This window comes from Citrobacter farmeri, assembly GCF_019048065.1.
Classification (GTDB): domain Bacteria; phylum Pseudomonadota; class Gammaproteobacteria; order Enterobacterales; family Enterobacteriaceae; genus Citrobacter_A; species Citrobacter_A farmeri.
The window spans coordinates 849,773-862,571 of sequence record NZ_CP077291.1 but is presented as its reverse complement, the minus strand read 5'-3'; the positions used below and the strand labels follow the sequence as shown (position 1 = coordinate 862,571).

The window sequence follows — 12,799 nt, the reverse complement described above, 5'->3', positions numbered from 1 at the left end:
AAATGGCGCAAACAGACGGCTGACAGGTGATGATCAATGGATGTGAGTGGTGCAGGTTTGTATAACATTGAAACGAAATGGCTGTATGACTTTCTGACACTGGAAAAGTGCCGAAACTTCTCCCAGGCTGCGATTATTCGTAATGTCTCACAACCCGCCTTCAGCCGTCGCATTCGCGCACTGGAAAACGCGGTTGGCGTTGAATTATTCAATCGTCAGGTCTCGCCGCTGCAACTCTCCGAGCAGGGAAAAATCTTTCACTCTCAGATACGTCATCTTCTACAACAGCTGGAAAGCAACCTGGCTGAGCTTCGTGGCGGTAGCGATTTCATGCTGCGAAAAATCAAGATTGCCGCGGCGCACTCGCTCTCACTGGGGCTGTTACCCGGTATTGTCAGCCAGATGCCAACGCAGTTTACCTGGTCGGTTGAAGCGATCGATGTCGATCAGGCTGTTGATATGTTGCGGGAAGGGCAAAGTGATTTTATTTTCTCTTATTATGACGAAAACTTGCTCCAGCCTCCGTTTGCCAATATTCATCTGTTTGAGTCGCAACTATTCCCCGTCTGCGCGAGCGATGTGAACGGAAAACCACGATACACACTCGACCAACCCTCTTTTCCGCTGCTCAACTATAGCCAAAACTCCTACATGGGGCGGCTGATCAACCGAACGTTAACCCGCCATACTGAGCTAACGTTCAGCACATTTTTTGTCTCTTCGATGAGTGAGTTGCTTAAACAGGTTGCGCTGGACGGGTGTGGAATCGCCTGGCTTCCGGAGTATGCGATTCGTCAGGAGATTCGTAATAAACAACTTATTGTGCTGGACCAGGACGAGCTGATTATTCCTATCCAGGCCTATGCCTACCGAATGGATACGCGGATGACGCCCCTGGCGGAGCGGTTCTGGAAGGAGCTGCACCACCTGCGTACGGTCCCCTGATCGCAATTCAAACGCAGGCAACCTGTTGCACAGGCTCTTCTATCTGCGTATCTGGCCATGACTCATACCAGCGAATAGCGGCGTGAACCAGAGAGGCGGTTGAATCAATAAACTGGCGGCCAAATTTGTTCTCATGCCCAGCCACAATTAACGGGATCTCGGTGCAGCCCATAATAATGACCTGCGCACCGTGGGAAATCAGTCGCTCAATTTGTGGAAACAACAAACTTTGCGCGGCGGCCTTATCACCGCTTTTCAATGCGTAAATTGCCTGCATTACCTGCTCCTGACCGGCCTCTTCCGGCTGAATCAGAGCGAGTCCCTGCGCTATCATTTTTTTCTGATATAACCCCGTCGCCAGCGTGGCATTCGTTGCCAGCAGGCCGACGCGGGTTACGCCGGGGGGAATATCACTCAGCGTGGCATCCAGAATGCTGATCATTTCCGCCTTTGCCACTGCCCGTAAGTCATCAAACCAGTAGTGCGCGGTGTTACAGGGTATGACGATGCATTCAGCCCCCGCATCTTCCAGCATGTGCAGGTAACGCTCAAGATAGTGCCAGGGAGAGGGGCCGCCGGAGAGCAGGCAGGCGGTACGATCGGGAATGTCAGGAATTGAGCTAACGATTATCGGAATATGCTGCTGATCGCAGTTGGCGCTGCGCAATTCAACAAATTTTTCCAGCATGTCCGCCGTTGCCGCAGGCCCCATGCCGCCCAGAATCCCAATGGTATGTTTCATCACCTGTACCGCTCTTTCTCTACAATTTCAAATGACACTATCACCTTGATGCTTATGTAAAAAATGCCGTTTTCTAAGCGGCTATGCGTAAAAGTTATCGCCTGGTAAACGCGAATCTGCTTACACAGACTTCTGTCTGTCCCTTCGGTGCCTACGGAGGACCGGATTCTGAGCCTTGCGCCGCTAAACAGTGACTAAACAGCGAACACCCCGTTTCGGTTTTGTAACACTCACCCGCAAATTAGCGATGCCTGCCACAAAATTCACATATCACTGGCGTTGATGAAAGGAAGCATATTGCATTTGCACAGTGAGTCGGATAGCGTCTGTAACGTTACACTAAAACGTTACAGAAAACAGATTCAGCGACTTTTTCGTTAAACCAGCTGGCTGTGTCAGCCTTGCCAGATGGCGTTATCACGACCTCTACACTGTGAGAAAGGATAATCATGATGAAAACAACACCGTTTCGTTCAGCCAGACGTTTTCTGGCACTCGCTTGCCTCAGTAGCGCCCTGATTGCAGGCAGTGTTCTGAGCGCTTCAGCACAGGCAGCAATCAATTTTCGTGTTTACTCGTCTCTGCCAGGAGATGACTCCTCTGCGCACTATATTTGGTTCAATCGTTTCCAGGAAAACATTAATAAAAACGAGAAGTTAAAAGGACAGATTAAACTTAACTATTTCGCCAACGCGATGCTGGGAAAAGAAGCCGATGCCACACAGCAGGTTCGTATCGGTGCCATTAACATGATGATTTCAGGTACCTCAATCTGGGCCACACTGGTCCCTGAGGTCGGCGTGCTGGATCTGGGTTATCTGTTTAAAGACTACGACCAGGTCGGGAAAGCGCTGGATGGCAAAGCCGGCGAGCAGCTTTCTAAGTTGATGATGGATAAAGCAAACGTGATGGTGCTGGGTTATGGCTATAACCTCGGCGCGCGCAACGTCTACACCAAGAAGGCGATTGAAAAACCAGAGGATTTAAAGAATCTGAAAATCCGCGTGCTGCCGGTACCTAACTTTATCGCCACGCTGAATCACATGGGCGCGGTGGCCATTCCAATGCCGGGCGGGGAGGTCTATTCCAGCCTACAAATGGGCGTGATCGATGGCGTCGAGCACGATGCTCCCACCATCTACGCCAGCAAATATTATGAAATCATCAAAAATGGCACGCTGACCCGCCATAGCTATAACCCACTGATGATTGCCATGAACAAGAAGAGCTTCGAGCAGATCCCAGAGCCATTACGTGCCGACGTGCTGGCCGCAGCGAAAGAAGCCACAGAATACGAACGCCAGCAGGCCAGCCAGAAAGAGCTGGAAGCGATTAAAAACCTGGAGGCCAAAGGGGTCACTTTCCGGGAAACCGATCGCGCATTCTTCGCACAGGCCGTACAGCCTGTCTGGAAAGCCTTCCTGGATAAATACCCGGATCTGAAACCTATGGTGGACGAGATCAGCGCCGCAGCGCCGAGCGACAAGCCATAAGCCGTGCATCGTCGGCCTGCGGAGTTTCCCGGGTCGACGATGTTGCCCAAACGAACCATGAAAGGAGTTCACCATGGCAGATATCTCGATGAAAACAAAGGATGAAAATACTTTGTTGACGCTGTTGGGGCGGCTGAGTCGATTTTTAACAACCTTAACGTCGTGGGCCGGGGCGCTGGTGCTGTTTATCAACGTGCTGGTGGTATTCGCTTCGGTGATCTGGCGTTATGCCCTGCATTCACCGATCCACTGGGCGGAAGAAGTGGCGCGCGCGCTGATGATTGCGCTGGTCTTTTTTGGTGTTGCGACCTCGACGGGCAGAGGCGGACACATCGGTGTCGATCTGTTCTTACGCTTCCTGCCTGAAAGCGTTCGCCCTTACGTTATCCATGCCAGTCGTTGGATCCTGTTTCTGGTCTCCGTCGGGTTGGTGGTTTCCAGTTATGATCTGGTCCAGGCAGCACGATTGCAAACCACCGAGACGGGCCTGCCGCAGACCATCTACGTTATCCCGGTGTTAATCGGCTCCGTGGTGATGATGGTGGCCGCGCTGGAACATGCCCTGCATGAACGCGCCAAAGTGGTGTTGCTCAGCGGTGTTGGAATTTTAGTGCTGGCGGCACTGGGCTATCTGAAATTGTCGCTGATGGCCGATCCTGCCAGCGCGGCAGCGGGCCTGATGCTGATTTGCTTCGTGCTCGGCATTCTGGCCGGTGTGCCGATCGCCTTCACGCTTGGCATGTCCGCAATGGTCTTTTTCATCTGCGACCCTTCCCTGCCCTTTGTCTTTTTCTCACAGCAGGTGGCGGCGGGCGTTGACCACTTTGTTCTGTTGGCGATTCCGTTCTTCTTGCTCGCCGGTGCGGCAATGGAAATCAACGGCATGTCCACGCGACTGGTCGAACTGATTGTGCGCGGTATGGGACGGTTTCGCGGCGGTCTGAATATGACAACCGTGCTGTCGATGGCTTTTTTCTCCGGCATCTCCGGTTCCAAACTGGCGGATGTGGCGGCCGTCGGTGGGGTATTAATGCCTGCGGTACGCCGTGCGAAGCAGGATAGCGAAGAAGCTGCCGGGGTATTTGCCGCATCCGCAGTGATGGCAGAGACCATTCCCCCTTGCGTAAACCTGATTGTGATGGGTTTTGTCGCGAATATTTCCATCGGGGCGTTGTTTATTGCCGGCCTGGTGCCTGCGGCCTGTCTGCTGGTGCTGTTAATGGTCGCCGCCAATCGTTTCGGCGGGAAAATTAACGTTAGCGAAGCCTACCCGGTATTACGCCCGAGAACTCAGCTTTACCTGGGTGCCGCGGTTGGCCTGGTCATGATCTTCATGATTGGCCGTGGCGTCATGATGGGGATCGCCACCTCCACGGAGATTTCCGCCTTCGCGGTTATCTACGCCATTGTGGTGGGCCGCCTGGCGTTTGGTGAACTGACGCTGAAAGCCACGGTGAAAATGTTTGTTGATATCGCGGCGATGTCCGGCGTCCTGCTGTTCATCGTGGCCTGTGCAACCAGTCTCTCCTATGCCCTGACCATTCAGATGATCCCACAGCAAATCGCTGAACTGCTGGTGGGAATTGGTATGGAGCAAGGTGCCTGGCTGTTCCTGATGTTGACCATTGTCATTCTGATCATCTTTGGTGCGGTGCTCGAAGGCGCGCCAGCGCTGATCATCTTCGCCCCTATTCTGGTGCCGATTGCGATTCAGCTTGGCTTTAACCCGCTGCACTTTGGCATTGTGATGATCATGGCGATGGGCTTTGGCCTGTTTTCACCACCGATCGGTCTGGGTTTATACACCACCTGCGCGATTTGCGGAGTGGAAATGAAACACGTCATCAGACCGATGGCAAAATATCTGGCGGTGATTTTTGTCGGCATCATTATTGTCGCCATGGCGCCACCGTTAACCACCTGGCTGCCTGGACTGGCCGGTTACTGATAATTACGTCCTGAATTTGCCACATTCTGGTGGCAGGGATATCCACGCGCAAAAAACGGCAAAACGATATCACGTCATTGCCTGATGCCGTTTAAATATGAATAACGGGAGTATGAAATGGGATTATTAACGGGTAAAAAAGCGTTTATTACCGGTGCAGAACAAGGCATTGGTAAAGAGAGTGCAAGAAAACTGATTGAGGCGGGATGCGATATCTATATTCATTATTTCAGTGGCGAAGAAGGTCCACGGGAATTAATTGCTCTCGCCGAGCAGCAGGGCTGTCGGGCGTCCTGCGGCTTCGCCGATTTAACCGATGAAGAAGATGCGGCCCGCTGCGTGGCGCAGGCGGCAGAATTTCTCGGCGGTATCGATATTCTGGTTAATAACGTCGGCGGCATTATTGCTCGCAAATGGCTGGGTGAGATCGAGCCTCATTTCTGGCGCACGGTTATCGATGTCAATATGACCACGATGCTAAATGTCACTCAGCAGGCTTTACCGTGGCTAAAAGCCGCGCCAGACGGCGCCAGTATCGTCAATCTGGCCTCTCTGGCCGGACGCTCCGGCGGCCACGCGGGTTCTCTGGTGTATTCCACCACCAAAGGCGCGGTGCTGACCTGGACTCGCTCACTCGCCGCTGAACTCGGTGAACACGGCATCCGCGTCAATGCCGTTGCGCCAGGACTGATTCTGGGCACTCGCTTTCATAATCAACACACCACGCAGGCCTCTGCCGACCAGACGATCCAGGCCATACCTCTGGGAAGAGCGGGCACGCCGGAAGATGTGGCAAGGGTCATCTGTTTCCTCGCCTCTGAATATGATGGTTTCGTTTCCGGCGCCACCATCGACATTAACGGCGGTATTTACCGGGCATAAAAATATGGCGGGTAATCATGCCCGCCAGCTTTTAAAAGGTATGACATATGATCAAGTCAGATATTATTCATCCTGATTTATTACAGGCACTGGCACAGTGCGGACACAAGGCGAATATTTTAATCACCGATGCCAATTATTCTTTTCTAACCAATACTTCTGCGCAGGCACGGATTATCTGGCTTAATTTCACTCCGGGGTTGATCGGCAGCGTCGTCATTCTGGAGAAAATTCTCGGCTATATTAATGTGGAAAAAGCCACGTTGATGGCAAGCCCGGCGGATTTTGATAATACGGTCGAACGCGAATACCGCGACATGCTCTCTGAATCAATTGAGTTTGAATATGTTGAACGTAACGCATTTTATTCGCTTGCCAAATCGTCCGACACGATCCTGGTCATCGCGTCCGGTGAAACCCGCCGCTTCGCCAATATCCTGCTGACCGTGGCCCCAACGCTGGTATGACAAAACGAGAAGAACGTGCCGTTCTTCTCCTGCCACGCCGTTATCGTACCGATTGTCGGGAAACCAACGTCGGAGGGAACAAAAACTCTTCTGGCGAAATAGCCGGGTTTTCGGTCCTGTCAATCAGCCGCGCAACCATCACCTCAGCCATCTCCCGAAGCGGCGGCATGATGGAGGTCAGCCCAGGGAAAACCAGTCCGGAGAGCGGGATATTGTCGATACCCACAATAGAAATTTGCTGTGGCACATCGATCCCCGCCTGATGCAGACCGGCCATCAGCCCAATACCCAGCGCGTCGTTGATCGCCACGATGCCATCCGGGAACTCTGGCTGTTGGCTGATTTTTAACGCCAGCGCCCGCCCAAGTTCTGTCATTTCCGTATCGCCATAGGCGGCCACAGCCTGACCTTCAATGATCATCCCTTCCCGATATAGCCCGTGCTCTTGCGCCGCGCGAAGAAAACCTTCGATTTTGTGCGCACGGCTCGGCGTCATCCCTTCCACCGTGGCAAATGCGAGGCGGCGGCATCCCTGTGCGATCAGGTGTTCTGCCGCCATTCGTCCGGCACCAATGTTGTCCATAGAGACGCTGTCCAGCGCAAAATGGTCGGACTGAGCGCGCGCAGGCATGCGGCCGTCATAGTTCACCATCACCATCCCCTGCTCTACCGCTCGCGCAAAATGCGCTTTTTCAATATCGCAGGCAGCAACGATAATCCCGCGGACGCCGTGGGAAAACATATCGTCCAGAAAGGCTTCTTCTTCTTCAATCTGCCGGTAGGTATTACCAATCAGCACCCGGAACTGACGTTTTTTGGCAGCCAGATCGACTTCACGAGCCAGGGCGGCAAAGCTGGGATTCACAATCGATGGCACCAGCAGGCCAATCATTTTGGCCTGCCCGGTCTTGAGCTGTTGCGCCACCCGGTTTGGAAAGTAATTCAGCGTCTGCATGCTCTGCTGGATGCGCGCCAGCGTTTCAGCACGCATTTGATCGGTACGCCCGTTGAGCACATTAGATACCGTACTGACGGAAACGCCAGCATGCTTTGCGACATCACGAATATTCGCCATACATCTCCTTTGCGGCAATCGATGAATGGCGGAAAACGCTCACATCCGGCATCGCCATCTTTTTAGGAATTATGAACTACAACGGTTTAGTGTAACGTTACAGACAGTACTGTCAATGCAATGTGTTGGCGAAAAGGAGACGGGATGAGGTGACATACGATGAATAACAGGAGAAGTGTCAGCGGAAAACGGGGAAATGAAACCCTGTCGCTATCCCGATCGCGGGATCGCGTGGCCTCACGACGACGACCCGTTGGAGGTTGCGTCATCATCACTCAACGTTCAGTACTCTGCAGGCAGATGATTAACTGCGATCAATTTACCTTGCTTCATTTCAATGTATCCCCCCTTTCGCAACGCCGAGAGAACTTCGGCGACCACGGAACGAGAAATACAGGTTCTCTGGTGGATATAATTCATGACGCCAACACGATAACGTAACGTCTCATCCCATTCCATCATCGACATCAGCGTGACCCGAATCTGATCATACGAGCTATTCCCGATCAATTGCAGATCGCGTAACTCCATCACACGGTTATGCCAGGCGAGCCAGCAAAAAGCTTCACGCCACAGGTTATTTTCCTCAATGATTTTCATCCCGACGGATGCAGGGAGATAGTAGCCAGAGCAATTCGCTTCTGACACTAATTGATAGTGGGCGTTGGCTTCGATGATGCTATTCGCTAATCCAGTAATCACTGGAGCCTCCGCAAAACCAATCAGTACCGCTCCGCCTCGACGGAGTGAAACGGTTCCCGAACGAATCACAACCACGTTGTCGTTGTTCGACTCGCTAAAATAAAGCACTTGTTTCTTGCAAGAAACATCAAAATGGGTGCCGTATGATGATAACTGCTTATCCAGCTTGATAAATTCAGCCACCGGCTTCGTGATTGACAGCATGTTGCTCCTTGCAAAAATTGCCCGTCATATTCTTGACGGGCAATTATCAGCGTAAATAACCTTTATCTATTTTCTCCGGGAGAAATGATTACCAGGTATATTTAACCCCTACGTTTGCAGCCCAGTCCTGATCGACATCGCCACCGCCGAGGTAATTCACATCACTGTACGCGCTGAAGTTCTTGGTAAAGCTGAACTGAGTACCCAGTCCAACACGTACCGCAGAACCTTTAACGCCGTTATCGATAGAATCACCGTTCACCTTGGCATCGTTGTCGGAATCATCGTAAACATAAGCCAGCTTGAAGTAAGGCGTCAGCGCCTGATCTTCGCTGTAAGTGAAGGTGTAGCCTGTATCCACGCCCAGCTCATAACGCATGCTGTCGTAAGACTGGCTATCCACTTTCATCTTGTTGCTCAGACGATAATCATCACCAGACTGGAACAAACCAGAGATGCTGGCATACGGAGTCACATAAGCGGCATCAGAAGGTTTCCAGTCATAGCCCAGTTTCAGACCGAAGCCCCAGGCATCAGAAGAACTATCGCCACTGACGTGCTGACCATTGCTCATGTTGGCAGTCAGATCGTTGCTGAAGTGTGAATAGCTCAGGTTGCCATCAACAAAGATATTGTTTGCAAAGTATGCAGAGGTGTAGAGGTAAGCCGACTGGCTGTCCTGGTCCACTTTTCCGGTACGATCTTTGATGTCACCCTTCGCGAAACCTGCCGCCGCACCGACAGTCCACTTCGCGTAGTTACCCTCAACTTTGCTATCCACACCAACCATGATGCCGTTAACATCCTGGTCGTAACGAATGGTGTCGTTGTCACCGTTGAAGCCGCCACCGAAGTAGCTTACCCATGCGCCGCCGTTATCCGTCAGGCCATGACGAGAGTTGGTCAGACGCGTCCCGACGGTATCCTGCTGCAGATTCCAGATATTGGTGTTCGCAGACGGAATGCTCAGCGCCATGTTTGCGTAATCCGTCAGTCTCGTCTGCTGCATGACAACAGAGTTGCCCTGCTGCTGAGCCTGATAGGTATAGGCACCCAGATCGGCCTTGTTCGCTGCAGAGAAGGTTGCTGTGCTGTTCCGGTCGTTGACATAGATCAGCTCTTTACCTTTGTAATCCGCAATGGAACCTTCACCCGTGGCGTTGTCGATACGTACTTTATAGTTACCGGTCGCTGTCGTCTCAGCATCGCCATTACCACTGACGGTCATGTGACCATCGGAGTTCATGGCGATAATGCCGTAACCATAGTTCGCCTGAGATCTGTCCCAGGTACGATCGTTGACCAGGTCAGCATCCAACACAAAGTTGTTGCTATGAATGTTGAAAACACCCGCATGGACATTACCGTTCGCATCGGTCGAGCTGGTCAGGTTCAGCGTATCCGTCTGCAGCGCGTATGCGGTGCTGTTACCGACATCCAGAACACCGTCATTGGTTACGTTGATGGTATTGGCGTACAGCGCGGCATTATTGGTGCCCCAGCCCGCAGCCACATCATCAGCAAGCGTGACGGTACTGTTGTTGATTGACAGAGAATCGGTTGCGACATGACCATCTTCATTGATGTTCAGCGCTGCGCCACCGGCTAACGCGATGGTGTCAGAAATCAGCGTAGAATCAGCAACATTCACCACTGATCCACTGTTGATGCTCAGCGTATCAATCAGCGATAATTTCGTGGTATCCCACTGTGAGCCACCGTTCAGCGTGACGTTGAACAGGCCACTCTGGTAAACGCTGTTGCCCGCGACATGATCGCCTTCGTTGTAGGCAGTATCACCATTTTCAATTCCGTAGGTAGACCATGGCCACAGGCTGTTCGCTGCAATGTCGAACAGGGTTGCGGTCGCTTCGGTGCCCAACTCGAAGCTGTCATAAACGCCGTCACCATTAGTATCAACCTGATGCGCAGAGATCGCTGCACCCACCCACTTACTGCCGTTGTTCAACGTCACATCCATCCGATCGGTTCCATCCCAACCGTTGGTGTCTGGCGCTGTGTCAGTATCGCGATAGCTGTCAGCACCGTTCGGGAAGAAGTTCTCGTCAAAGTTACTGGAGAAGAAGACGTCGCCTAACAATGTTGAATTGTTGAGGTTAACGGTGGTCTGCATGGCGTTATCCGCATTCGGATTTGCGACGGCGGAGATCGCGAAATCGTCAGGATTCATCGTTCCTGTGCCGCTGTAATCGCCTGCGTTATTGGTGTTGCCAAACCAGCCTGATGTGCCCTCATCAGACCATGAACCTGATGTTACCGTTGAATCAGTGACATTGATGTTATTGTTGAAGACTTCACTGCTATCAACACCGGTACTGACGGTGTTGTCGTCAATGTCTGCCCACTCGTACCCTTGCGTCAGCGTAATACCCGCGACACGAGAATTGTTTTTGATGTTTAAATCGACTTCCTGGTTCAGCGTAATGGCAGTGCCAAGGTCGTAAACGTCATAGGAATGCGTATCCCGCGATCCATCGGCATTTGTGCCGTTATAGGTGTAGTGCTCAAAATTATCGTCAATGGTTGAGTTATCCACCGTCAGTGAAAGACGATCGTAGACATACCCCGTCTCGCGCTCAGCGCAATCCGCACTCATACACTGAGAGGTAATCATCCCATGGATAGTACTGTTTTTGATTGTCAGACTATTGGGATTTGTGTCACCCGCTACTCCACTGTTCAGATAATAGGTAGAGATAACCCCATTTACTGTTGCATTGTTGATTTCTGGATAAATGTTTCCATTATACAGACTATCCGCAGCGTAGTTATTCCATCCGACATAGCCCTGGTAATACACTCCATCAGCATGAGTTTCGTCATTATAATGGACGAATGTATTGTATCGGGTTCCAGAGATATCCGTTGACGCATTTGCCTGAGAAGTGATTGCCAGCGTGCAGGCCAATGCTATTTTTGATACAGCAAGTTTCGTTTTCCATGTATGCATTAGTCATCCCTCCTCAGGGACGTGTATCAGTTGTTCCATCAGATTTAAAATCCAAATAATTAAGCTTATTTGCGCAAGCATTCTATAGCGACTCAAAGAGAGGCATCAATTATTTATGAGCACATGTCCGAAACCGGACAAACAATATAAAACAGTTTTTTAAGGTGTACAACAAACATAAATCCAGAGATTACTAAGAATATAGAAGCAGGTATGGAAAATTCCTAACGAATAATCCCACAATTAAAACCAAGATAATTTCAATCATTAAAAAAACATAAGCAGAATATAAATTCGAGGTATCCACACCGCCAGACAACATGAGATCGGCATCACAATTTATCGTAAAAAATAAAAGTCACATTTAAAAAAATAAAAATACCTCAGATAAAACAATAGGATTATTTCATCAGATAAATCATGACATTAATAAGTAAAATAAATTCACAATGCACGATATAAATCCTGTTATTGGTGAATTAATCATCAATAACAGCTTACAACCCGCATAGCCATGACAATCACTATGTGCCTCTCTGTAAACGAGATTAGCGAAGATGGATAATTACCCTGCATATAATAAAAAAAACAATCGCAAAGAGCTATCAACACGTATAACTACGAACGTTTTAAACGATTATTCTCACCTGGATTAATCAATATAATAGCTTTCAGTATTAGCGGGAAAGACACTGAAGTTTCAAAAACGCTTAACAATATGGACGTCATCGTCTCATCATTACAATGGAGTTATCAATGAAGAAAATTTTTACAGGTATTCTGGTTATTACTGCTATCACCGTACTGAGCGGCTGTACAGGCAGTGTCTATAACAAATCTAAAAATTGTGACTATGATTATTTGTTACACCCTGCTATCTCTATCTCGAAAATCATCGGTGGTTGCGATAACCTGTAACACCAGGGAAGTAAAGTTATAACTGTCTTTAACTAAGAGAAGTTTAAAAAGTGCCACACTTTTGCTCAAATTATATGCAAGCATAATTTGAGCTTTTTTTATACATCTATTGCTTAATGTGAGGGGAAAAACATTTTCGCTAATTTCAGAGAGAAACATAAGACCAGATGTCCTTCTTCTGACGACGATCGTCAGACTGTTCACCATCACCCCCAGAATGCCAGGTGTGAAACCTAAGAAAATAGTCTACTTTTCTTAATCCATTGATTAAGGAGTTTCATAATAAGAAGATTTATCCCAGTTAAAAAGTGAAAAAACCAGAGTGAATACCAACCCTTCTGGCGACATTGTTGTTAAGAAGTAGCCCATTATTTATCAGCAGATAAGTTAAACTGAAGGCATTCAGGGGAGTTGAGTCTGGAGTGGCATTGTCTGCCACTGTTCATCGGTTT

At 50.0% G+C, this 12,799-nt stretch carries 10 protein-coding genes; 6 read left to right on the top strand and 4 right to left on the bottom strand.

Annotated features, from left to right (window positions below):
- The first annotated feature begins 36 nt into the window (after positions 1–36).
- Positions 37–945, top strand: a complete 909-nt coding sequence (hypT, locus tag I6L53_RS04010; protein ID WP_042322239.1) for a hypochlorite stress DNA-binding transcriptional regulator HypT — start codon at positions 37–39, stop codon at positions 943–945.
- 7 nt (positions 946–952) lie between these two features.
- Here the strand turns inward: hypT and cuyB are convergent, their stop codons facing one another.
- Positions 953–1,687 carry a cysteate racemase gene (gene cuyB, locus I6L53_RS04005; protein ID WP_042322236.1) on the bottom strand — a complete coding sequence of 245 codons (735 nt, stop codon included), beginning with the start codon at positions 1,685–1,687 and terminating at the stop codon, positions 953–955.
- A gap of 449 nt (positions 1,688–2,136) precedes the next feature.
- On the opposite strand from cuyB, the gene I6L53_RS04000 reads away from it, so the two are divergent.
- From I6L53_RS04000 to I6L53_RS03985, 4 genes are all read left to right on the top strand, one after another.
- Positions 2,137–3,180, top strand: coding sequence for a TRAP transporter substrate-binding protein (locus I6L53_RS04000; protein ID WP_052425406.1), 1,044 nt, complete (start codon positions 2,137–2,139; stop codon positions 3,178–3,180).
- Between the two features lie 73 nt (positions 3,181–3,253).
- A complete protein-coding gene (locus I6L53_RS03995; protein WP_042322233.1) occupies positions 3,254–5,128 on the top strand; it encodes a TRAP transporter large permease in 1,875 nt (624 codons plus the stop codon).
- A gap of 117 nt (positions 5,129–5,245) precedes the next feature.
- On the top strand, positions 5,246–6,010 hold the full coding sequence (locus tag I6L53_RS03990) for an SDR family NAD(P)-dependent oxidoreductase (RefSeq protein WP_042322232.1): 765 nt from the start codon (positions 5,246–5,248) through the stop codon (positions 6,008–6,010).
- Positions 6,011–6,057: 47 nt separating this feature from the next.
- Positions 6,058–6,477 (top strand): RbsD/FucU family protein, encoded by a 420-nt coding sequence (locus I6L53_RS03985; RefSeq protein ID WP_042322229.1) that lies wholly within the window; start codon positions 6,058–6,060, stop codon positions 6,475–6,477.
- A 40-nt stretch (positions 6,478–6,517) separates the two neighbouring features.
- Here the strand turns inward: I6L53_RS03985 and I6L53_RS03980 are convergent, their stop codons facing one another.
- From I6L53_RS03980 to ehaB, 3 genes are all read right to left on the bottom strand, one after another.
- Positions 6,518–7,552 (bottom strand): LacI family DNA-binding transcriptional regulator, encoded by a 1,035-nt coding sequence (locus tag I6L53_RS03980; protein ID WP_042322227.1) that lies wholly within the window; start codon positions 7,550–7,552, stop codon positions 6,518–6,520.
- Between the two features lie 282 nt (positions 7,553–7,834).
- A complete protein-coding gene (locus tag I6L53_RS03975) occupies positions 7,835–8,458 on the bottom strand; it encodes a helix-turn-helix domain-containing protein (protein WP_042322224.1) in 624 nt (207 codons plus the stop codon).
- An 88-nt stretch (positions 8,459–8,546) separates the two neighbouring features.
- Complete coding sequence (gene ehaB / locus I6L53_RS03970; RefSeq protein ID WP_042322222.1) at positions 8,547–11,429, bottom strand: autotransporter adhesin EhaB; 2,883 nt, start codon at positions 11,427–11,429, stop codon at positions 8,547–8,549.
- Between the two features lie 756 nt (positions 11,430–12,185).
- Between ehaB and I6L53_RS03965 the strand changes: the two genes are divergently transcribed.
- Positions 12,186–12,347, top strand: a complete 162-nt coding sequence (locus I6L53_RS03965) for a DUF4223 family protein (RefSeq protein WP_042322220.1) — start codon at positions 12,186–12,188, stop codon at positions 12,345–12,347.
- Positions 12,348–12,799: the final 452 nt, after the last annotated feature.

Excerpts from the sequence above, each read along its gene's own strand:
- hypT (WP_042322239.1), top strand. The coding sequence starts at position 37 with ATGGATGTGAGTGGTGCAGGTTTGTATAACATTGAAACGAAATGGCTG.
- cuyB (WP_042322236.1), bottom strand. The coding sequence starts at position 1,687 with ATGAAACATACCATTGGGATTCTGGGCGGCATGGGGCCTGCGGCAACG.
- I6L53_RS04000 (WP_052425406.1), top strand. The coding sequence starts at position 2,137 with ATGATGAAAACAACACCGTTTCGTTCAGCCAGACGTTTTCTGGCACTC.
- I6L53_RS03995 (WP_042322233.1), top strand. The coding sequence starts at position 3,254 with ATGGCAGATATCTCGATGAAAACAAAGGATGAAAATACTTTGTTGACG.
- I6L53_RS03990 (WP_042322232.1), top strand. The coding sequence starts at position 5,246 with ATGGGATTATTAACGGGTAAAAAAGCGTTTATTACCGGTGCAGAACAA.
- I6L53_RS03985 (WP_042322229.1), top strand. The coding sequence starts at position 6,058 with ATGATCAAGTCAGATATTATTCATCCTGATTTATTACAGGCACTGGCA.
- I6L53_RS03980 (WP_042322227.1), bottom strand. The coding sequence starts at position 7,552 with ATGGCGAATATTCGTGATGTCGCAAAGCATGCTGGCGTTTCCGTCAGT.
- I6L53_RS03975 (WP_042322224.1), bottom strand. The coding sequence starts at position 8,458 with ATGCTGTCAATCACGAAGCCGGTGGCTGAATTTATCAAGCTGGATAAG.
- ehaB (WP_042322222.1), bottom strand. The coding sequence starts at position 11,429 with ATGCATACATGGAAAACGAAACTTGCTGTATCAAAAATAGCATTGGCC.
- I6L53_RS03965 (WP_042322220.1), top strand. The coding sequence starts at position 12,186 with ATGAAGAAAATTTTTACAGGTATTCTGGTTATTACTGCTATCACCGTA.